Source organism: Pseudomonas resinovorans NBRC 106553 (genome assembly GCF_000412695.1).
Taxonomy (GTDB): domain Bacteria; phylum Pseudomonadota; class Gammaproteobacteria; order Pseudomonadales; family Pseudomonadaceae; genus Metapseudomonas; species Metapseudomonas resinovorans_A.
The window spans coordinates 5451936-5473005 of sequence record NC_021499.1; the positions used below are offsets into that span (position 1 = coordinate 5451936).

Below are 21070 nucleotides of genomic sequence, written 5' to 3' on the forward strand. Positions count from 1 at the left end.
CTGCCCTGAAGCCCCGAATCGGATCGAATTCATGATCATCTCCGCCTCCACCGACTACCGCGCCGCCGCCCAGCGCAAGCTGCCGCCCTTCCTGTTCCACTACATCGACGGCGGCGCCTATGCCGAGTACACCCTGCGTCGCAACGTAGAGGACCTGGCCAGCATCGCCTTGCGCCAGCGCGTACTGCGGAACATGTCCGAGCTGAGCCTTGAGACCCAACTGTTCGGCGAGACCCTGTCCATGCCGGTGGCGCTCGCCCCGGTGGGCCTGACCGGCATGTACGCCCGCCGTGGCGAGGTGCAGGCGGCCAAGGCGGCGGCGGCCAAGGGCATCCCCTTCACCCTGTCCACCGTCTCGGTCTGCCCGATCGAGGAAGTGGCGCCAGCCATCGACCGCCCCATGTGGTTCCAGCTCTACGTGCTGAAGGACCGCGGCTTCATGAAGAACGCCCTGGAGCGGGCCAAGGCCGCCGGGGTGACCACCCTGGTATTCACCGTCGACATGCCGGTGCCCGGCGCCCGCTATCGCGACGCCCACTCCGGCATGAGCGGTCCCAACGCCGCCATGCGCCGCATGCTGCAGGCCATGACGCACCCGAGCTGGGCCTGGGACGTGGGCCTGCTGGGCAAGCCCCACGACCTGGGCAACATCTCCACCTACCGTGGCAACCCTACTGGCCTTGCCGACTACATCGGCTGGCTGGGCGCCAACTTCGACCCATCGATTTCCTGGAAGGACCTGGAGTGGATCCGCGACTTCTGGGACGGCCCCATGGTCATCAAGGGCATCCTCGACCCGGAAGACGCCAGGGACGCGGTGAAATTCGGCGCCGATGGCATCGTCGTCTCCAACCATGGTGGCCGCCAGCTCGACGGCGTGCTCTCCAGCGCCCGCGCCCTGCCGGCCATCGCCGACGCGGTGAAGGGTGAGCTGAAGATTCTCGCCGACTCCGGCATCCGCACCGGCCTGGACGTGGTGCGCATGCTCGCCCTCGGCGCCGACACCGTGATGCTCGGCCGCGCCTTCGTCTACGCTCTGGCCGCAGCAGGCGGTGCCGGTGTGAGCAATCTGCTGGACCTGATCGAGAAGGAAATGCGCGTGGCCATGGTGCTCACCGGCGCCAAGAACATCGGCGAGATCTCCGCCGACTCGCTGGTACGCGAACTCGGCCGCTGAGCGGCCACCAGAACCCCAAGCGGGCCGCCCGCGGCCCGCGACAAATAGACGGGACACCGCATGAGCCTGCCGATTCCTTTCACCAATACCGTCGAGCGCCTGATCCCCCGTGACCGGCGCTTCGACGATCCGCTGTCCACCCTGGCCTTCGGTACCGACGCCAGCTTCTACCGGCTGATTCCCAAGCTGGTGATCCGCGTCGAGAGCGAGGCCGAAATCATCGCCCTGCTCAAGGCCGCCCACGCCGAACTGGTGCCCGTGACCTTCCGCGCCGCCGGCACCAGCCTCTCCGGCCAGGCCATCAGCGACTCCGTGCTGCTGGTACTGGGGGACAACTGGAACGGCCGCGACATCCGTGACGGCGGCGCGCAGATCCGCCTGCAACCCGGGGTCATCGGCGCCCAGGCCAATGCCTGGCTGGCGCCCTTCGGCCGCAAGATCGGTCCCGACCCGGCCTCGATCAACGCCTGCAAGATCGGCGGCATAGTCGCCAACAATGCCAGCGGCATGTGCTGCGGCACGGCCCAGAACAGCTACCACACCCTCGCCGGCCTGCGCCTGGTGCTGGCCGACGGCACCCTGCTGGATACCGAGGACGCGGCCAGCGTCGCCGACTTCCGCCGGAGCCACGGCCCACTACTGGCCGAACTGGCCGAACTGGGCCGGCGCACCCGCGCCAACACCGAACTCGCAGCGAAGATTCGCCACAAGTACCGGCTGAAGAACACCACCGGCCTGTCGCTGAACGCCCTGGTGGACTTCGACGAGCCGCTGGATATCCTCAGCCACCTGCTGGTGGGTTCCGAAGGCACCCTCGGCTTCATCGGCGCGGTGACCTACGACACCGTGCCCGACCACCCGCACAAGGCCAGCGCGCTGATCGTCTTCCCCGACGTGGAAAGCTGCTGCAAGGCCGTGACCCTGCTGAAGAGCCAGCCGGTGTCGGCGGTGGAGCTGCTGGACCGCCGCAGCCTGCGCTCGGTGGAAAACAAGCCGGGCATGCCCGAGTGGGTGAAGGGCCTCTCGGCCAACGCCTGCGCCCTGCTCATCGAATCCCGCGCCGCCAGCCAGAATCTCCTGCACGAGCAGCTCGGCCTGATCATGGCCTCCATCGCGCAGTTCCCCCTGGAGCAGAAGGTGGACTTCAGCGAAGACCCGGCGGTGTACAACCTGCTGTGGAAAATCCGCAAGGACACCTTCCCCGCCGTCGGCGCCGTGCGCCAGACCGGCACCACGGTGATAATCGAGGACGTCACCTTCCCCGTGGAGCAGTTGGCCGAAGGGGTCAACCGGCTGATCCAGCTGTTCGACAAGCACGGCTACGACGAGGCGATCATTTTCGGCCATGCCCTGGAAGGCAACCTGCACTTCGTCTTCACCCAGGGCTTCGACAGCCCCGAACAGGTGATCCGCTACGAAGCCTTCATGCAGGACGTGGCGCAACTGGTGGCGGTGGAGTTCGGTGGCTCGCTCAAGGCCGAGCACGGCACCGGGCGCAACATGGCGCCCTTCGTCGAGCTGGAATGGGGCAGCGATGCCTACCAGCTGATGTGGCAGATCAAGCGCCTGCTGGACCCACGCGGCATCCTCAACCCGGACGTGATCCTCAGCGAGGACCACGAGATCCACCTCAAGCACCTCAAGCCGCTGCCGGCCGCCGACGAGATAGTCGACAAGTGCATCGAATGCGGCTTCTGCGAACCGGTCTGCCCGTCCAAGGGCCTGACCCTGAGCCCGCGCCAGCGCATCGTGATCTGGCGTGACATCCAGGCCAAGCAGCGCGCAGGCATCGACACCACCGAGCTGGAACGGGCCTACCACTACCAGGGCATCGACACCTGCGCCGCCACCGGCCTCTGCGCCCAGCGCTGCCCGGTGGGCATCAACACCGGCGACCTGGTGCGCAAGCTGCGCGCGCGGGACGCCCATCACGCCGGCAGCGCCGACTGGCTGGCCGGTCACTTCGCCACCGCGCTCAAGGGCGTGCGCCTGACCCTGACGGTCGCCACTGGCGCGCGCCGGGTGCTGGGCGCACCGCTGCTGGAGAAAACCTCCGGCGCCCTGCGCCAGCTCTCCGGCAACCGCCTGCCGCAATGGACCCCCGCCCTGCCCCAGGCCGTGGCGCCCATTCACTTCAGCCCGCAGCCGCTGGATGCACGCCCACGGGTGGTCTACCTGGCGGCCTGCGTGTCGCGGGCCATGGGCCCGGCCGCCGGCGACCGCGAGCAGGTCCCGCTGATCGACAAGACCCGCATGCTGCTGGAGAAGGCCGGCTACCAGGTGGTGTTCCCGGAGAACCTCGACAACCTCTGCTGCGGCCAGCCCTTCGCGTCCAAGGGCTACGCCGAGCAGGCCGAGAACAAGCGCCGCGAACTGGTGGACGCCCTGCTGACCGCCAGCCGGGGCGGCCTCGACCCCATCTACTGCGACACCAGCCCCTGCACCCTGCGCCTGGTCCAGGACGGCCTGGATGCGCGGCTGCAACTGTTCGACCCGGTGCGTTTCATCCGCAGCCACCTGCTGGAGCGTCTGGACTTCCAGCCCCAGGACAAGCCGGTGGCCATCCACGTCACCTGCAGCACCCAGCACCTGGGCGAGGCCCAGGGGCTGATCGACATAGTCCGGCGCTGCACCACCGAGGTGGTGATCCCCGAAGGTATCCACTGCTGCGGTTTCGCCGGCGACAAGGGCTTCACCACCCCGGAGCTGAACGCTCACTCCCTGCGCTCGCTCAAGGATGCGGTGCAGTACTGCGACGAGGGCGTCTCCACCAGCCGCACCTGCGAGATCGGCCTCACCCAGCACGGTGGCATCGACTACCACGGGCTGGTCTATCTGGTGGACCGCGTGACCCGTCCCCGCACCTAAAGCATGTGGAGGCGGATTCATTCGCCAACCGAACCGCAGGTTCGGCCGGGAAGTTCGATTGGGGCGCCATGCGCCCCTTGGCGAATGAATTCGCCCCTACAAGAGACCCGTCTACGCAATTGACCTGAACCCCCTCGTCGGCCGTGCAGTCCACTCCTGTAAGCCTCGGCGAATGCCCTTGGCTTGTCCGTCTCGTACGCAAAGGCCCTCGCGCCGCAAAAACCGAGAGGAAACATCCCATGAAACGTACTGCCCTGTTCATCACCGCCGCCCTGCTGGCTTCATCGCCGGTCTTCGCCAACGAAGACCTGTGCACCGTCAACCTGCAGAAAATCGACGACGCCCTGGCCGCCAACAACAACATTGGCGATCCGCTGCGCGATCAGGTCAAGGAACTGCACATGAAGGCCCAACAGGCCCAGCAGAACGGTGATACCGAAGGCTGCATCAACGCCAGCAGCATGGCGCTGCAACGCCTGGAGCAACCCAGCACCAACGGTAGCGGCGGTGAATCGAGCTGACACGGCGCCCTGCCCATGACGGCCCCGGGCCGTCATGGCGGCCGTTTCAAACAGCTGCAGCCCGCGTCCGGCGGAGCCCGGAAGCTTACCTATACTGCTCAGCAGTCAACCCGAAAAGGAGGTCCGACATGCGCCGTTTTGCCTTACTGCTTGCCGCCGCACTGCTCAGCGCCCCGGTTCTCGCCTCACACTGCCCCGCAGACATGGCGAAGATCGATCAGATCCTGAAGTCCGACCCACCGGCCGACCCCGCCGTACTCGAGCAAGTGCAAAAACTCCGCGCCGAAGGCGAGGAGCTGCACAACTCCGGGGATCACGCCGAGTCCGAGAAGGTGCTGGCTGAAGCCTTGAACCTGCTTCAGTCCAGCGAGTAACCCTAAGAACCTGTTTACGATATCGCGAGCTAGAGCCATGCAAGGCAAAAACAGGCGAGGAAGCGGAGTTTACGAGCTGTAAATGAGCATTCCGAGCCTGTTTTTAACGCAGCAGGGCCGACGCGCAGCAGATCGTAAGCAGGTTCTCAGGCCTCCTGGCCAAGTAGCGAGAGCGCCATCCGACGGACCTGCTTCAGGTCCACCGGTTTGCTCAGGCAAGCATCCGCGCCGCGCCGACGCGCTTCGGCCAGGAGCTTTTCATCCACCGCCGCACTCACCACCAGCACCGGCGTCATGGCCAGGCGCGGGCTGGAGCGCACGAAGTCGAGCACATCCAGGCCATCGCCGTCGGGCAGGTCGAGGTCCAGCAGCAGCAGGGCCGGGGTGATGTCCGCCAGCAGGCTCAGCGCCTTGCCAACCGAACCCGCGCCACGCACCTCGGCCATGTCCCGCAGGCCCTCCTGCAGCACCTTCAGGCAGGCGGCGTGGTCTTCCACGCAGAGCACCTTCGGCAGCACCGCCGGCGCCTCCGCTTCGTCCGTGATCGGTACGGGCGGCTCGAAGTCATCCGGCGTCGAGACGCTGGGCAGGTCGATCCAGAAACGGCTACCGATATCCGGCGCGCTGCTGAAGCCCATCTCGCCGCCCATCAACTCCGCCAGTTCGCGGCACAACACCAGGCCGATGCCAGTGCCGGGAATGGTCGAATTCTCCCGTCCAAGGCGCTGGAACGGCTGGAACAGCATGGTCTGCTGCTCGCGGTTGAGGCCCGGACCACTGTCTGCAACCCACAGGCGCACAGCCGCCGGGCGCACCTCGTAGCCCATGCTCACCATGCCCTGCGGGCTGTTGTACTTCACCGCGTTGGACAGCAGGTTCAGCATCACCTGGCGCAGGCGCCGGGCGTCGGCCATCACATGCAGCGGCGGCACCGGCGGCACCATCAGTTGCAATTGCAGGTGGCGCGCCTGCAGTTCGGGCTGGATCAGCTCGGAACAGCTGGCCAGCAGCGGGCCGATATCCACGGGCTTGAGCTGCAGCTTCTGGCGGCGGTTCTCGATGCTCGACAGGTCGAGGATGTCGTCCACCAGCGAGGTGAGGTGGCGGCTCGCGTTGACGATCTCCTGGGCATAGTCGCCTTCCACCTTGCGGTCGTCCTGGCCTTCGGCCTCCAGGGCGATCAGTTGGGCGAAACCGTTGATGGCGTTGAGCGGCGTGCGCAGCTCGTGGCTCATGCTGGAGAGGAATCGGCTCTTGGCCTGGCTGGCCGCCTGGGCCTCGCGGCTGGCCACGCGCAGCTCCTCCTCCACCTGCTTGAGCCGGGTGATATCCACATGGGTGCCGGCCACCCGCAAGGCACGACCGTCGGAGTCGCGCTCGAGCACCTTGCCCCGGCTGAGCAGCCAGGCATAGCGCCCCTCGACATCGGCGAAGCGGTACTCGGCGTCGAAGTTGTCCTGGTCGCTGATCGAGAACAGCATGCGCAGGCGGCGCACCCGCTCGACATCGTCCGGGTGCACGCGCTCGCTGAACTCGGCGAAGGTGATGCTTTCGCTGCGCAACCCGAAGCGCTTGACGAAGCGCCCGCTCATCTTGATCGAGAGGGTGATCGCGTCCACCTCCCAGAGACTCTCCGTGGTGCTTTCGAGCACCAGGTCGAGGTTGCGCCGGGCTTCCAGGCGCTCCTCCTCGCTGGCCTGCAATTGCGCGCCGCTGAGCTGCACCGCCTCGGCCAATGCCTGCAGTTCGGCGATTCGACTGCTCGGTGCCGGAGGCCGGAAGTCGCCCTGGCCGATGCGTTTCATCATGCCCATGATGCCGGCCATGGGTGTGGCCAGCTCGCCACTGAGGCGCCGCGAGCGCGCCCACATCCAGGCGAAGAACAGCGCGTAGAAGAAGCCGAGCCCGGCAATCAGCAGGTAGCCGATCTGCTGGTAGCGTTCGGCGAGACGGTTGGTTTCCTTGAAGATGTTGGCCTCGTCCACCACCATCATCAGCCGCCAGCCGGTCTGCGGAATCTCGCTCCAGGCCACCAGTTGCTTGCGCCCGCCCAGCTCCACTTCCTGCACATTGCCCTTGCCGGCGGCCATGGCCTCCAGCAGGGGCTGCATCTCGCGGTGGCGGGACAGGTTGAAGTCCTCGGGCTTGAGGACTTCGCGGCGCACCGCCTCGTCATAGGAGAAGCGCGTCAGCTCGCGCAGGCCGAAGTCCCGCTCGCCCGCCTCGGGCAGCGCCATGATGCTGTGGTCCCGGCTCACCAGCATGGCGTAGCCCTGCCACGGCACCTTGAGGCTGCCGATCTCGCCGAGCATCTGCCCCACGGTGATATCCAGGCCCACCACGCCTTCGAGGAAGTCGCCGTGGTAGACCGGGGTGATGGCCGACATCATCCAGCCGAGGCCGGCCGGGTCGAGGTAGACGTCGGTCCAGACCGTCTTGCGCTGCGGGTTGTGCTTGGCGTCGGCGAGGTAATAGAAGTTGTAGTTGGGTATCACCATGTCATGGGGATACTGCTCGGGCGTCATGAAGAAGGGATAGATGCGGTTGTAGCTATCCCAGCTGTTGAAGTAAACCGCCGCCACCAGCGGGTTGGCCTCGCGGATGGAACGCATCAGCGGGTCGACCTGGGACAGGCGCAGGGCCTTTTCGTGATCCTGCTTCTCCACCGGCGTGCTGCTGGCATAGAAGGAAGCGGCGCGGCCGTCGTCGCTGCGGGTGTAGTAGACGCCATCGGAGCTCAGCACATGGCGCTGGCGCTCCAGCTCGTCGGGCTGGTAGCGCTTGTCCTGCAGTCCCCGTCCCACCGCATCGCGGAACAGCCGGGTGGGCACTTCGATGCCCTGCAGGCGCATATCGATCACCTTGCCCTCGCGCAGCACGGCACTGCTCAGGTCCTCCAGCGCACTCTGCTGCAGGTAGTCCACCTGGGCGTCGCGGATCGCGCTGTTGGTCAACAGATAAGCCGTGATCAGCACCGACTCGACCAGAATCAGCGGGATCAGGGCACTCTGTACGAAGGCGCGCCAGATCCACTGGCGCAAGGGGGTTCGGGCAGAACGCGGCATGGCGACGTCTCGGCTCAAAGGTCTTCCTGACAATAGCCTGCAATCATATCGCAAGCACCCACCACGTTAAGGCAAAAGCAAAGTCGACGCTGGCCTCTCTTATGCCGTAGACTAGGCACCGTTGTACACCCTGCAGTTCTTGGGGCCGATTAGGATTCGACGCCGGTAACAAAACTCTAGGGGCATGCCGAGCTGGTAGCAGACCTCGTAAATTAGCTGCTGCAAACTATTAGTTGCCAACGACGACAACTACGGGGCGGCCCTCGCGGCCTAACCCTTCTGGCGGCTTCGGCTGCCAGCAGTCATAAGGGGATGCCTGTAAACCCGAAATGACTGTCAGATAGAACAGGATCGCCGCCAAGTTCGCTGTAGACGTAACGGCTAAAACTTATACAGCTCGCTCTGAGCACCCTGCCAGTCGGGCCGCAAAGAGCTAACTCAGTAGACTTGGCTAAGCATGTAGTCCCGAAAGCGGAGAGCTGGCGGACGGGGGTTCAAATCCCCCCGGCTCCACCAAACCAAAGTTTCCACATGTTCCCACATGATCGGAAACACCCCTGAAAGCCCGCCCTGTGCGGGCTTTCTTGTTTCTACACGCCCCCATACGCTCCCCTACACCATTGCCCGCCGTGTATCCCAGCATGTATCCTGACCTTAAAAATGAACCGAGGGGATACAAGCCATGAAGCGCAGCGATATCAAGCGCCGCCCGCTGGCCGACACCGTGCTCGCCAGCCTGGACCCGGAAACTAAGGAATACCGGGAACTGGACGGCGACGGCCTGTATTTCCGTGTAAAGCCTGATGGCTCGAAGTCCTGGCAGCTGCGGTACAAGAAGGCGGACGGAAAATGGTCTTGGCTGGGACTCGGCGGCTACGGAACGGGAGACCACCAGTTGACCGGCGAACAGGCTCGCCGCAAGGTCCGCGAGCTGCGCGACAGTACAGCCAAAGACGGCAGCATCATGGCCACCAAGCGTGCCAGGAAGGCAGCGGAGCTCGAAGCGGCCAACAATACCTTCGAGCATCTGGCCCGCGAGTGGTACGCAACCAAGTGCAAGACCTGGACGGAAGGAACGGCCGTTCGCACCATCGGCGCGCTTGAGAAACATGTGTTCCCTGAGTTCGGCAAGCGGCCCTATACCGGCATTCTGCCGATGGAGTGGATGGAATTCCTGCGCAGCATGGAGCAGACCGGCATCGTCGAACAAACCAGCCGCGTGCGTGGTATGTGCCGTGAGATATACGACCTTGCCCGAGTCACCGGCCGCGCGACACACAACCCGCTCGAAGGGCTGCACAAGTTCCTGTTGACCAAGCCAGTCGAAAACTTCGCCCATGTATCCCTTGAGGAGCTACCTGCACTGCTGCGGGCCATTCGCTCCTACCCCCATGCACCTGATGTTCGCATCGGCCTACAACTTCAGACGATGCTCGCCTGCCGCCCTTCCGAGCTGCGCGAAGCCAGCTGGGAGGAGTTCGACCTGGATGCTGGACTCTGGTTAATCCCTGCCGAACGAATGAAGCGTCGCCGAGAACATCTGGTGCCCCTGCCCAACCAAGCCCTTGAACTATTGCGAGAGCTGCACAACATCACCGGCAGCTTCCCGCTTCTGTTCCCTGGCCGCGGCGACACTACCAAGCCACGTAGCAATACCGTATTCCTCATGGCCCTGCGCCGCCTGGGCTACGAAGGTCGCCAGACGGGGCACGGCTTCCGTCACCTTGCCAGCACCATCCTCAACGAAAACGGCTTCGACTCACAGCATGTCGAGGCCCAGCTCTCCCACGTCAAGGAAGGTGTCCGGGGCGTCTATGACAAGAGCACCTATCTGGATCAGCGCAAGGTGATGATGCAGTGGTATGCCGATCACCTGGACAAGCTGGCCACAGGCAATGTGGTTCAGCTCAAGCGCAAGGCATGACGGCGTGACGCACCAGCAATTGGCGCATTCCGAATTCGGAGCGAACTTCATGAGAAAGTGGGACAACGTGACCCGAGACGACTTGCTCACAGCAGTCGAATGCATCAAGCACCAGTACGCCCCAGATGCTGCTCGCAATCTGATCGAGTATTTCCATGAGCGAATGGAAGATGGCGACTACTACGATGTTGAGGTGCTCCATTTACTGATCAAGCATGCCTTTGCCCTCATCATCTCGGGAAAGTCTGCTGACCAGGCATTTGGCCTCAAGGCAATTAAAGGCGAACACAACCGACCGGACACCTTTTCACGTGACGTAAGCGCGGCCGCCCTGGTCGTCAGACAAAGGCGCAAAGGCGCCAACTGGGAAGACGCTGTAACAGATGCTGCTGAGCACATGGGGGTTAGCAATCGTATCGTCGAGCGGGCCTATAAGGCATATCGAGAAGGGGTCGAATGCCTGCCGGATGAACAGTTGGAGCTGATAGCCGGAGAGCGCCCTGTAAAGCCATGACCTCACCCATGGTGGTTTGCGGCTCTGTCGGAGAACTGCTTGCCGCGCGCTCCGAGCCCACAACTCAGAGGCTTAGATCTGGCCCCAGCAGCACCCTGATGAATGCGCTGTTCATCCAAACAACCGAGTTATGAGAGCAATACGCGCGCACGCGCGAGGCAATTTTCATCCCAGTTGCACTCCGCAGTCGCTAAAGCACCCGATTTAGGCCACTCCGCAGCAGCTGCAGAGCAAACTCACCTTACTGTTGGGAAGATGCCACCACAGGTGCTGCGCTGCCGGTTCGCGTGGGGCTCAGCAACCGTGTCGTCCAGCGAGATTGAGAAGGGTTCGAATACTTGCGGGAAGATCAACTGAAGCTGACAACCGAAGATCCGCTACCGCCACCATAACCCCACTTATGGTGGTTTAAGGCTCCACTACAGTGCCGCTTACCGTTCGCCCCGTACCTAATACGGAGGCGTTCAAATGCACCCAACCCACCCCACCATTGACCAAGCACTGATTCCTCAGACCGAAGTATGCAAGGCCATCGGCCAGACCCGCTCCGGCCTGGATAAGCTGCGCAAGAAAGACCCGACCTTTCCCAAACCCATCAAATTCAGTAATAGCCGCCAGGCTACTGCGTACTACGTGATTGCGGAACTGAATGACTGGCTCGCAGCCAAGATCAAAGAGCGTGACGCCTAATGGGCCTCGCTCTGCGCTTCACCCCGTTTGCGGTGACCGACGCCGTAATGTTGTTCCGCGACAAACTGGCTGCCACCTTCGGCACGATGGATTTGCAGCCGGTAGCGGATGGTTCGATTCACCGCTTCCATGTCCCCGGCGACAAGCTCGGGACGCACAACGGCTGGTATGTGCTGTTCGCAGATGGTATCGCCTCGGGCTGCTTCGGTAGCTGGAAGGTAGGTACCTCGTACACCTGGAGCAGCCGCAAGCCGGCCGATCCGCTGGAGGCCCAGCTGATCGCCCAGCGCATAGAGCAGGCCAAGCGCCAGCGGGATGCCGAGCAGCACCAGCGCCAGCAGGCCGCCGCCGAGTATGCCAAGCGGCTGTGGCGTAATGCTCTCCGCGCCGACCCCGAACATCCCTACCTGATCGCCAAGGGCTGCCGCCCGTACAACCTGCGCCAGCACGCGGATCTGCTGCTGGTGCCGCTGTGCCTCTCGGGCGAGCTGGTGAACCTGCAACGCATCGCCAACGACGGACAAAAGCGTTTCCTGTCCGGCGGCCGGGTGAAGGGCTGCTATTCGCCGCTTGGCCTCATCACTGCCGACGAGCCGCTGTACCTGTGTGAAGGCTGGGCAACTGGAGCAACCCTGCACGCAGAAACCGGCCATCCGGTCGCCTGTGCGATGAATGCCGGCAACCTGCTGGAGACTGGCCGTCACCTGAACCGTCGCCACCCTGACGTCGTACTGATAGTCGCCGGGGATGACGACCGCCAGACCGAAGGCAACCCCGGTAAGACGTTGGCCATCGCAGCCGCTGCTGGCCTGGACTGTGAGCTGATCCTGCCGCCGTGGCCGACTGGCGCTCCCCTGCACCTGACCGACTTCAATGACCTGCGCCAATGGCAGGAGGCCCGCGCATGAACACTGCATTGATACCGGAAGCCCAAAGCCCCATTCAGCTCGCCATTCGCAATCTGGAACACGACGCTGGCGCCCTGTACGCGCCGGCCATTCTGGAGCTGTTTCGTACCCTGCGCGGCAAAGACCCTGCCGCTTTCGCCCGCCTGCGCGCACAGGTGAAGGAAACCAAGCGCCTGAGCATGGTGGAGTTCGACAAGCTCACTGCCAGCAGTAATGACAACAACCGGCCTAGCGGCGGAATCTTCGTCGAAGTGGAGCCCTGGCCCGATCCGGTGAACGGTACCGTCCTGCTGGATGATGTAACCCACGCCCTGGCCCGCCATGTCATCGCCGACAAGGAAACGCTCCGTGCGGCTGCCCTGTGGGTAACCTTCACCTGGCTGGTGGACGTGGTACAGGTGGCCCCCATCGCCAACATCACCGCCCCGGAGAAACGCTGCGGCAAGTCCATCCTGCTCACTGCCTTGGGCAAACTGGCTTACCGGCCGTTGCAGGTGTCCAACATCGCCCCGGCTGCATTGTTCCGCTCCATTGAGCTGTGGGCACCGACCCTGCTGATCGATGAGGTGGATGCTTTCCTAGCGGCCCATGAGGATGCACGCGGCATTCTGAATGCCGGCTTCACTCGGGATAGCGCCACCGTCATCCGCTGCGTGGGCGACGACCACATACCCACCCCGTTCAACGTCTGGGGCGCCAAGGCACTGTGTGGCATCGGCAAGATTGCAGACACCTTGGCCGACCGCAGCGTGCCGCTCCGCCTGCGCCGACGTACGCCGGGCGAAAACGTGGAAAGCCTGCGCCACTCTGACCCGGCGCTGTGGGACTGCCTGCGCGCACGGCTGGCCCGTTTCGCGCTCGACAGCGCAGAGGCAATCAGCAAAGCAAGGCCCACCCCCATCCCCGGTTTGAACGACCGCGCCAACGACGCATGGGAGCCGCTGCTGGCTATCGCTGACCTGGTGGGCGAGCACTGGCCCAAGATGGCCCGCAATGCCGCGATCACGCTCCACGGTCTGGAAGGTGAAGCGCCGAGCATTGGTGCTGAACTGCTGGCGGACGTAAAGGTCGTGTTCGACGACAAGCGCGCTCTCAAGATTTTCGGCGCCGATTTGCTGAATGCGCTGATCGCCGACGAGGAAGCTCCGTGGGCAACTTGGAATCGGGGCAAACCCATGTCGCCGCGCCAGTTCTCGGCCAAGCTCACCGACTTCGGAATCAAGTCGAAGGATGTGCGCCTGGGTTTAGAGGTGAAGAAGGGCTATCACCTGGAACAGTTCACCGACGCCTTTGGCCGCTACCTTTCCGTAGACACCCACCTTACAAGCGCTACACCGCTACAACCCAGTAACGACAAGGCCTGCAGCGTTGCGGAGAGCGCTATAGCTCCTACGCAAAAAGAGCCTTCCGCTACAAGCAAAGCCACGGTTGGCGCGAGTTGTAGCGATGTAGCGGATAAAACACCCCCTCTCGACAAAGAGGAAGCACTGCCGCTGTGGGATGAAAACGACACGGAGGAGCTGTAATGGGCGCTGCTATCGATTTCCTCCGCGAGCGTGGCCTGACGGCCCAGGCCAAGGGGAAGCGCATCGTCGTTTCCCCTGCATCGAAGCTGACCCCAGATGTTCGGCTGTACGTGAAAGCCCACCGCCTGGAACTGCTCGCGGAGCTGGCAGCGAATGACGGTCTGGAGCGCCGCAGCCATTGGCAGATAACCCTCGGAGGCAAAACCATCTGCACCATGGTTGGCGAGCCAATGACCTATGCAGAAGCCTTGGAGGCCGCCCGTTGGCGCTGGCCGGATTCCGACATCCTGGAGGGATAATGGTTGGCGAACTGCCACGGCAGTCTGCCGCCATTTGCGGCGGAGACTGTCGCGTGCGGGGGCCTGTTGACGGACTGAGTCAGTCGAGCTGATCGGGCACCTCGGGCAGTTTGCTACTCCGTTGCCGTTTCGCTGAAAAGCGAACTCTCTTACTCGGCCCGCGCAAGTGCGTCCGTCATCTCGAAACGCTCCAACCCGACGACAGCGCCTCAGCCTGCTGCAGCACCGTTTGCACGGCAGAGTCCTGCAGATCAGGTGGGAAGCCATACTTCCGCAAGATGCGCTTTACCAGTACCCGCATCCGGGCTCGTGCCGAGTCGCGGTGAGCCCAGTCCACCGATACGTTTTCACGCAGGCTCACAAGCAACTCGTGAGCGATCAGCCGAAGAGCGTCGTCGCCCATCATCTGCACAGCACTTTCGTTCTCGGCCAAAGCGTCGTAGAAGGCGATCTCCTCATCGGACAGCCCGGACTCCTCGCCTCGCTGACGGGCTGCGCGGATATCCTTGGCCAGTTGGATCAGCTCCTGCAACACCTCAGCAGTGGTGATGGCATTGGCGTGGTAGCGCGCCACGGCGTCCTCCAGGCGCTCCGAGAATGCCTTGGTCTGCACCACGTTGGCCTTGCTACGCGAGCGAATGCCGTCGTTGATCAGCTTGCGCAACGCTTCCAACGCAAGGTTCTTCTTCTCCATCTGCTGAACTTCGGCGAGAAACTCGTCGGAGAGGATGGAAATGTCCGGACTCTTGATGCCCGCCGCGGCCAGGATGTCCACGATCTCGGTGGAAACCACCGCACGGCTGACAATCTGCTGGATCGCCAACTCGCGCTCTTGCTGAGTCACTCCGGAACCGGTGCTGCTCTTGACCAGCGCGGCACGGATCGCCTGGAAGAAGCCGACTTCCTCCCGAATGTCTCGGGCCTCGTCGGAAGCGGATGCCAAGGCGAACGCTTTGGAAAGTGCCAGCACGGCGTCCTGGTATCGTCGATGGGCGTTCTTCTTGCCTTCCTTGGTCGTCTCCTTTTCCGCCAGCTTTTGCTGAAGGTCGAGAATCCACTCAATGGCTCCCGCCATCATCGCGAGGCGCTCCTGAGGCGTTCCTTTCAGCGCAGAGACGTAGTCGAAGCCGTGGTACATATCCCGTACCACTTCGAACTTCTCCATCATCACTGCGATGGCCTGCGCTTCGTCGACGCCAGTGTTTTCCTGATCGTTCTTCGAGTACTGCTGCAGGGCCGACTTTAGATTTTGCGCGATGCCGATGTAGTCCACGATCAGCCCGGCAGGCTTATCGCGGAACACGCGGTTTACCCGCGCAATCGCCTGCATCAGGCCGTGCCCCTGCATCGGCTTGTCCACGTACATCGTGTGCATGCAAGGTGCGTCAAAGCCGGTCAGCCACATATCCCGCACGATCACCAGTTTGAGTGCGTCCTTCGGGTCGCGGGCGCGCTTGGCGAGCAGATCGCGCCGCGCCTTGTTGCCAATGTGCTTCTGCCACTCCTGCGGATCGCTCGCCGCCCCCGTCATCACGATCTTGACCGCGCCAGCGTTGTCATCGTCGCTGTGCCAGTCCGGGCGCAACTTGACGATTTCGTCGTAGAGCTTCACGCAGATGCGGCGGCTCATGCACACCACCATCGCTTTGCCGTCGAGGGCAGCCACGCGATCCTCGAAGTGGGCGACCATGTCCCTGGCCACCAGCGCCAGGCGCTTGTCACTGCCGACCAGGGCTTCGACCGTTGACCATTTCTTCTTGAAACGCTCCTGGTCCGCCTCGGAATCTTCCTCGGTCAGGTCGTCAACCTCTGCATCGATCTTGGGCTTCTCGTCCTCGTCGAGTTCGATACGTGCCAGCCGCGACTCGTAGTAAATCGGCACGGTCGCGCCGTCTTCGACCGCACGGCTAATGTCATAGACATCGATGTAATCGCCGAATACCTGCGGAGTGTTGACGTCGTCCGCCTCGATGGGGGTGCCGGTAAAGCCGATGAAGGAGGCTTTCGGCAGAGCGTCGCGCATGTACTTGGCGAAGCCGTAGGAGATTTCGCCCGTCTTCGCGTCCACCTTGGCCTTGAAGCCGTATTGACTGCGGTGCGCTTCATCCGCGATGACGACCACATTGCGTCGCCTGGTGAGTGGCTCATCGATCTCGCCAAACTTCTGCAAGGTCGTGAAAATCACACCGCCCGACGCCCTGTTCAAGACCTTCTGCAGATCTTCGCGGCTCTCGGCCTGTACTGGCGTCTGCCGGATCAGGTCGCGGCACATCGAAAAGGTCGAGAAGAGCTGGTCGTCGAGGTCGTTCCGGTCGGTCAGCACCACCAGCGTGGGGTTGGCCATTTCTGGGTGTTTGACGAGCTGTCCGGCATAGAACGCCATCAACAGGCTTTTGCCGGACCCCTGGGTGTGCCAGATGACCCCGACTCGTTGATTGCCCTCCGGCGAAGAAGCCGTCACCGTGCTGTTGACCGCGTGTCGCACCGCGTGGAACTGGTGGTATCCCGCGATGATCTTGGCTAAGCCCGAACCGGTTTCGCCGAAGACCGTGAAGTGACAGAGCACATCAAGCAGGCGGCGATGCTCGAACACGCCCTCAATCAGTGTCGAAAGTTCCGGCGCGCCCTTCGGGGCAACGGCCGTGCCGTCGGTGGTGCGCCAAGGCATGAAGCGTTCAAGGTCTGCCGACAGCGACCCCACCCGAGCCGCAATACCGTCCGACGTCACCAGCAGTACGTTGGTGTTGAACAGCGCCGGAATCTGCTTCTTGTAAGTCTGTAGTTGATTGAACGCGCCCAGTAGATGCGCCCCGGCGCTGCCCGGTGCTTTCAGCTCGATCACGCCAAGCGGCAAGCCGTTCACGAACACCACCACGTCGGGCCGTCGGTTGTTCTGGCCGTTGATCACCACGAACTGGCTTACCGCCAACCAATCGTTCTGCCCCGGGTGCTCGAAGTCGATGAGCACAACCTTGCCAGCGGCCAGCGTGCCGTCGTCGGCGTAGTACTCGACGTCCACGCCTTCGGTCATCAGCTTGTGGATGCGGCGGTTCTCTTCGAGCAATGAGGGCAATTCGGACTGCATCACGCGACGCACGGCATCCTGCCGGGCCTCCAATGGCAGGCCAGGGTTCAGGCGAGCAACTGCGTCCTCGAACCGTTTCTTGAGCACGACTTCATCATGACTCTCGCGCTCTGGTCGGTGTCCATCAGGGCCAATGTCCTCCTCACGTTCGATGCTGTAATCGAGAGCGCGCAGCTGATCCAGCAGCGCTTGCTCCACAGCGGCCTCCGACAGAAACGCCATTACGGTTCTCCTTGTTCTTCGATGGGCTCCACATCCGGAGCCTGTGCCCCGCGCGCGGCGTTCAACGCCTCGACGTAGGCGTCCCGGTCAAGTTGGTAAAGCAAACGGCTAACCTCGATATTGATGGGCAGCTCGTTGCGGCCCGGCAGTAGAAAGCGCAATGTGAATAAATCGCTGTCCTCAGCATCTACTACGAGCCCCACGTGCGCATCGATCAGTGCGTTGTCCTTGGCGAATCGCTCCCACGGCTCGCGGGAGCTGAGGGGGTCGAGCTGCGCGTCCAGATAAGCCTTGTGCAGAAAGGCCACAAGCGCATCTGCTGCAAGGATTGCCGCGCGACGGTGATAAACCGACAGGGCTTGGATGAACCCATCCTTTCCGTGGCTCAGTGGCCCTGCGTCATTTCTCAGCACACGGAGAGACTCTGCCAAGCCGTTGTGGTGCTTTATCAGGTCAGCGAATTTCCTATCCCGCACATCACCAGGTTTTAACACTCGTATTGCAGCAGATACCCATTCAGTGATCGCTGCCTCGTCCCGTGGCTTCAGCGGCGAAGTGGGGTTGTCGAGCTGGTCAATAACTACCCGACAAACACACTCCACGAGCCCCTTTGCGGCATCGATCGAAGCATCGCTCTCGCTCTGAAGGCTTGTTTGCAATGCTTCAAATGTGTGCTGAAGCATTGGCGCATCACGCCAATACGCGCAGGCCTCGCGGATGCCTGGGAACCAGTCCATGGTCATACCGCCGCTCCGACGATGCGATCGACATCCGGTACGCGCAGCTCACCGGAGATGAGCTTGGGTAGCAAGGTGTCGCGGAGTTGGGCAAGAAGGCGGGATTTGAGTTCGTTGTCTGCAATGCCTGCAAGCATTGATCTGACTTGTCGCGAGAACTCATTGATCAGTTCTTGGCCGACATGCGGAACCTGTGTTGCAGATACGATCTCTGGACGAACAGCAGGATATGCCCCGCCGTCCGCCAGATTCGATAGTCTCTCGATGTTTTCACGTGCAGTAGCGGCGAGATAAACAAATTCGGAGCATTCACGCCGTAGTGGTCGAAGCACAGCAAACCCGGTACTACCTGTCAGTCCTTCATCGGAGATCAAGGCATAGGAGCCATTTCCAGGGCGGACGGTGCCGACAATCGTATCCAGAGGACGCAATACTCGTTGTGCCCGGCTAGGGGCATCATCGGCATCGTATTTCGTAACACTTTCAATACGCCCCCACTTTGTGTTTGAAAGATCGACATAACGAATCTCCCCAGGGCGTGTCCGCTTTGTCCAAGATTCTGGATTCAGTGAAGAAAACTCCGACAGCGACGTTACGTCCCACCCCTCCGGAATCTCCCCCAACTCCGATTCGACGAGCCGGTCGGGGAAGAGGTCGTAGAGGTGCGCGGGAAGGCAGGGAAGGGATTGGCCGCGCTGCCAGCGGCCTTCCAGCTTGGCGCGCACCGGCTCGAAGTCCACGAACCAAGCCTTGTATAAGCCGCGGGCCATAGCTTCGATAGTTTCACTCTGCTTGCGTAACAGTTCGATCTTGTCGTCCAGCGTGCCAAGGATGTGGGCGATGGCGCGCTGTTCTTCGAGGGGCGGAATGGGCAACTTGATTGAACGTAAGGATGTAAGCGGCTGGCCGATTCCCGGAGTTCCAACTGTCGATGCATGCTCCAGGAGTGCATTCCGCCCAGACACAGATCGAAAGAAGTAGAAGACAAAAAGCGGATCAGCCACTGTCCTATCGCATGTCAGCTTCATAAGACTCGTGGAAAGCATGTAGCGTGGGAACCCGTCTTGGGGAACAATCCCAACTTGCCCAATTGCCCCGCGATGTGGGAAGACTAAGTCGCCCGCGAACACATTACAGGCTCTCAGCTCGTCTGCTGTTTGCTCGGATACGAACACGAAGTCGCCAGAGAATATTTTAGTGCCCGAGATATTGTTGCCACGAATCACAGGAACGCCAGACGTGACATAAGTGTCGGCCTTCATCCTTGAGCCAAATGGGCCAATCGCAATCGAACGATCGTCGCTCGCCTTGATCTGATCGACAGTCAACACCTGCCATTCATTCGCCATACCCAAGCTCCTTCAGGTTGGCCTCAATCGCCGTATCCAGCTTGGCGGCCGCCGCCCGGTGCTCGCGCCACTGCGCGGAGAGTCGCAGCATCTTTTCATCGAAGGGTTCGCCATCGTCTTCCTGTTCGGCCGCGCCCACGTAGCGCCCCGGCGTCAGCACATGGCCGTACTTGCGGATGTCCTCGATTGATGCTGACTTGCAGAAGCCCGCCACGTCGGCGTATTCACCCGCGCCCTCTTCCCCGCGCCAGGCATGGTAGGTGTCCGCAATCCTCTGTATTTCCTCGTCCGTGAGTTCGCGCCGAGTACGATCCACAAGCACACCCAGTTTGCGGGCGTCGATGAACAGCACCTGCCCGCGACGGTCGCGCAAACCACCGGCTTTGCCACTGGCGGGGTTCTTGTTGCGGGCCAGGAACCACAGACAGGCGGGGATCTGCGTGGAGTAGAAGAGCTGCCCGGGCAGCGCCACCATGCAATCCACCGCGTCAGCTTCAATCATGGCCTTGCGGATCTCGCCCTCGCCGGACTGGTTCGAGCTCATCGAGCCGTTGGCCAGCACCACACCCGCAGTGCCATTGGGCGCAAGATGGTGGTAGATGTGCTGCAGCCACGCGTAGTTGGCATTGCCCACCGGCGGCACGCCGAACTTCCAGCGCACATCTTCACGCAAACGGTCGCCGCCCCAATCTGAAATATTGAACGGCGGGTTGGCGAGGATGAAGTCCGCTTTCATTGGAGCGCCGTCACCACCGCGTTGAGCTGCAAACTCGTCCTTGTGAAAGCTGCCTTCGTTGTTCCAGAAAATCTTGGAATCAATACCACGCACTGCAAGGTTCATCTTGGCCAGGCGCCAAGTTACGTAGTTCGATTCCTGGCCGTAGATGGCGATGTCGCCAATACGGCCTCCGTGCTCCTGCACGAATTTCTCCGACTGCACGAACATGCCGCCCGAGCCGCAGCAGGGGTCGTAGACACGGCCTGCCACGCCCCGCGCGGGATCAGGCAGCGGTTCGAGCATCTCGACCAGCACGCGCACCACGGAACGCGGGGTGTAGAACTCTCCGCCGCGCTTGCCTTCGGCTCCGGCGAACTGACCCAGGAAATACTCGTACACGCGCCCGAGGATGTCCTTGGAGCGGTCGCCTTCCTCGTTGAGCGCAATACCGGAGATCAGGTCGATCAGCTCGCCCAGCATCACCTTGTTTAACGCGGGGCGGGCGTAGTCTTTGGGCAATACGCCCTTGAGCGATTCGTTGTCCTTCTCGATGGAGCGCATCGCATCATCGATCAAGGTGCCGATGGTGGGCAGCTTGGCATTGGCCTGCAAGTGCGACCAACGCGCCTCTTTCGGCACCCAGAACACGTTGTCTGCGAGGTATTCATCCTTGTCCTCAGCCGCTTGCGCGTCTTCAGCCAAAAGTGCTTTACGCTTGGCCTCGAAGGCGTCGGAGATGTACTTCAGGAAAATGAGGCCGAGCGCGACGTGCTTGTAGTCAGACGGCTCCATGTTGCCGCGCAGCTTGTCGGCGGCCTTGAAGAGTTCGGCCTCGAAGCCGAGGTTGCCCCCATTGCCGTTCTTGCTCGTGTCGTTCAGTGCCATCGTGTTCTTTCCTATTTGTTTGATGCCATCGCCGCCAGGGCTTAATACCCAGCAGCAAGCCTGGCGTTCTCTGCTCGGTACAACGCCTGGGGATCACTGAGCCTCAGGCGGAACTGTTAATCTTTGAGGCTGTGATTGGGCGAGCAGCCCAACTCGAAGCGGAAGGATGATGCGGCCCTACTGGGACTGCTGGAAGTCGCCGTGCAAC

Annotated in this window: 15 protein-coding genes and 1 other RNA gene; 11 read left to right on the forward strand and 5 right to left on the reverse strand. The window is 62.3% G+C overall.

The window, feature by feature from the left end; all coding sequences use genetic code 11:
• Positions 1-31: 31 nt before the first annotated feature.
• The 4 genes from lldD (at position 32) to PCA10_RS24625 (ending at position 4940) form a co-directional block, all read left to right on the forward strand.
• Positions 32-1177: an FMN-dependent L-lactate dehydrogenase LldD gene (gene lldD / locus PCA10_RS24610; protein ID WP_016494797.1), complete on the forward strand. Its 1146-nt coding sequence runs from the start codon at positions 32-34 to the stop codon at positions 1175-1177.
• A 60-nt stretch (positions 1178-1237) separates the two neighbouring features.
• Positions 1238-4045, forward strand: coding sequence for an FAD-binding and (Fe-S)-binding domain-containing protein (locus PCA10_RS24615; protein WP_016494798.1), 2808 nt, complete (start codon positions 1238-1240; stop codon positions 4043-4045).
• Positions 4046-4284: 239 nt separating this feature from the next.
• Entirely contained in the window at positions 4285-4566 is a 282-nt protein-coding gene (locus PCA10_RS24620) for a hypothetical protein (protein ID WP_016494799.1), read from the forward strand.
• Between the two features lie 128 nt (positions 4567-4694).
• Positions 4695-4940 (forward strand): hypothetical protein, encoded by a 246-nt coding sequence (locus PCA10_RS24625; protein ID WP_016494800.1) that lies wholly within the window; start codon positions 4695-4697, stop codon positions 4938-4940.
• A 146-nt stretch (positions 4941-5086) separates the two neighbouring features.
• Here PCA10_RS24625 and PCA10_RS24630 read toward each other — a convergent pair whose 3' ends face one another.
• Positions 5087-8005, reverse strand: coding sequence for an ATP-binding protein (locus PCA10_RS24630; protein WP_041770436.1), 2919 nt, complete (start codon positions 8003-8005; stop codon positions 5087-5089).
• A 141-nt stretch (positions 8006-8146) separates the two neighbouring features.
• On the opposite strand from PCA10_RS24630, the gene ssrA reads away from it, so the two are divergent.
• From ssrA to PCA10_RS24660, 7 genes are all read left to right on the forward strand, one after another.
• Positions 8147-8521, forward strand: a transfer-messenger RNA (tmRNA) gene (gene ssrA, locus PCA10_RS29395).
• Positions 8522-8687: 166 nt separating this feature from the next.
• The gene (locus PCA10_RS24635; protein ID WP_016494802.1) at positions 8688-9929 is read left to right on the forward strand and encodes a tyrosine-type recombinase/integrase; all 1242 of its coding nucleotides are present in this window, start codon (positions 8688-8690) and stop codon (positions 9927-9929) included.
• 4 nt (positions 9930-9933) lie between these two features.
• Positions 9934-10443, forward strand: coding sequence for a hypothetical protein (locus PCA10_RS24640; RefSeq protein ID WP_041770437.1), 510 nt, complete (start codon positions 9934-9936; stop codon positions 10441-10443).
• 468 nt (positions 10444-10911) lie between these two features.
• Positions 10912-11133, forward strand: coding sequence for a helix-turn-helix transcriptional regulator (locus tag PCA10_RS24645; RefSeq protein WP_016494804.1), 222 nt, complete (start codon positions 10912-10914; stop codon positions 11131-11133).
• Positions 11133-12041, forward strand: coding sequence for a toprim domain-containing protein (locus PCA10_RS24650; protein WP_016494805.1), 909 nt, complete (start codon positions 11133-11135; stop codon positions 12039-12041). The genes PCA10_RS24645 and PCA10_RS24650 overlap by 1 nt, the downstream gene beginning before the upstream one ends.
• Complete coding sequence (locus PCA10_RS24655; protein WP_016494806.1) at positions 12038-13567, forward strand: DUF3631 domain-containing protein; 1530 nt, start codon at positions 12038-12040, stop codon at positions 13565-13567. The genes PCA10_RS24650 and PCA10_RS24655 overlap by 4 nt, the downstream gene beginning before the upstream one ends.
• The gene (locus tag PCA10_RS24660; RefSeq protein WP_016494807.1) at positions 13567-13866 is read left to right on the forward strand and encodes a hypothetical protein; all 300 of its coding nucleotides are present in this window, start codon (positions 13567-13569) and stop codon (positions 13864-13866) included. The genes PCA10_RS24655 and PCA10_RS24660 overlap by 1 nt, the downstream gene beginning before the upstream one ends.
• Positions 13867-14041: 175 nt before the next feature.
• On the opposite strand, the gene PCA10_RS24665 is transcribed toward PCA10_RS24660, so the two are convergent.
• Genes PCA10_RS24665 through PCA10_RS24680 form a run of 4 tightly spaced genes read right to left on the reverse strand, consistent with a single transcriptional unit; the run spans position 14042 to position 20862 of the window.
• Entirely contained in the window at positions 14042-17173 is a 3132-nt protein-coding gene (locus PCA10_RS24665; protein ID WP_016494808.1) for a type I restriction endonuclease subunit R, read from the reverse strand.
• A complete protein-coding gene (locus tag PCA10_RS24670) occupies positions 17173-17916 on the reverse strand; it encodes an abortive infection family protein (protein ID WP_016494809.1) in 744 nt (247 codons plus the stop codon). The genes PCA10_RS24665 and PCA10_RS24670 overlap by 1 nt, the downstream gene beginning before the upstream one ends.
• Positions 17913-19259 carry a restriction endonuclease subunit S gene (locus tag PCA10_RS24675; RefSeq protein ID WP_016494810.1) on the reverse strand — a complete coding sequence of 449 codons (1347 nt, stop codon included), beginning with the start codon at positions 19257-19259 and terminating at the stop codon, positions 17913-17915. The genes PCA10_RS24670 and PCA10_RS24675 overlap by 4 nt, the downstream gene beginning before the upstream one ends.
• Positions 19249-20862, reverse strand: a complete 1614-nt coding sequence (locus PCA10_RS24680) for a class I SAM-dependent DNA methyltransferase (RefSeq protein WP_016494811.1) — start codon at positions 20860-20862, stop codon at positions 19249-19251. Before PCA10_RS24680 ends, PCA10_RS24675 begins: the two co-directional genes overlap by 11 nt.
• Positions 20863-21070 lie beyond the last annotated feature (208 nt).

Excerpts from the sequence above, each read along its gene's own strand:
- lldD (WP_016494797.1), top strand. The coding sequence starts at position 32 with ATGATCATCTCCGCCTCCACCGACTACCGCGCCGCCGCCCAGCGCAAG.
- PCA10_RS24615 (WP_016494798.1), top strand. The coding sequence starts at position 1,238 with ATGAGCCTGCCGATTCCTTTCACCAATACCGTCGAGCGCCTGATCCCC.
- PCA10_RS24620 (WP_016494799.1), top strand. The coding sequence starts at position 4,285 with ATGAAACGTACTGCCCTGTTCATCACCGCCGCCCTGCTGGCTTCATCG.
- PCA10_RS24625 (WP_016494800.1), top strand. The coding sequence starts at position 4,695 with ATGCGCCGTTTTGCCTTACTGCTTGCCGCCGCACTGCTCAGCGCCCCG.
- PCA10_RS24630 (WP_041770436.1), bottom strand. The coding sequence starts at position 8,005 with ATGCCGCGTTCTGCCCGAACCCCCTTGCGCCAGTGGATCTGGCGCGCC.
- PCA10_RS24635 (WP_016494802.1), top strand. The coding sequence starts at position 8,688 with ATGAAGCGCAGCGATATCAAGCGCCGCCCGCTGGCCGACACCGTGCTC.
- PCA10_RS24645 (WP_016494804.1), top strand. The coding sequence starts at position 10,912 with ATGCACCCAACCCACCCCACCATTGACCAAGCACTGATTCCTCAGACC.
- PCA10_RS24650 (WP_016494805.1), top strand. The coding sequence starts at position 11,133 with ATGGGCCTCGCTCTGCGCTTCACCCCGTTTGCGGTGACCGACGCCGTA.
- PCA10_RS24655 (WP_016494806.1), top strand. The coding sequence starts at position 12,038 with ATGAACACTGCATTGATACCGGAAGCCCAAAGCCCCATTCAGCTCGCC.
- PCA10_RS24660 (WP_016494807.1), top strand. The coding sequence starts at position 13,567 with ATGGGCGCTGCTATCGATTTCCTCCGCGAGCGTGGCCTGACGGCCCAG.
- PCA10_RS24665 (WP_016494808.1), bottom strand. The coding sequence starts at position 17,173 with ATGGCGTTTCTGTCGGAGGCCGCTGTGGAGCAAGCGCTGCTGGATCAG.
- PCA10_RS24670 (WP_016494809.1), bottom strand. The coding sequence starts at position 17,916 with ATGACCATGGACTGGTTCCCAGGCATCCGCGAGGCCTGCGCGTATTGG.
- PCA10_RS24675 (WP_016494810.1), bottom strand. The coding sequence starts at position 19,259 with ATGGCGAATGAATGGCAGGTGTTGACTGTCGATCAGATCAAGGCGAGC.
- PCA10_RS24680 (WP_016494811.1), bottom strand. The coding sequence starts at position 20,862 with ATGGCACTGAACGACACGAGCAAGAACGGCAATGGGGGCAACCTCGGC.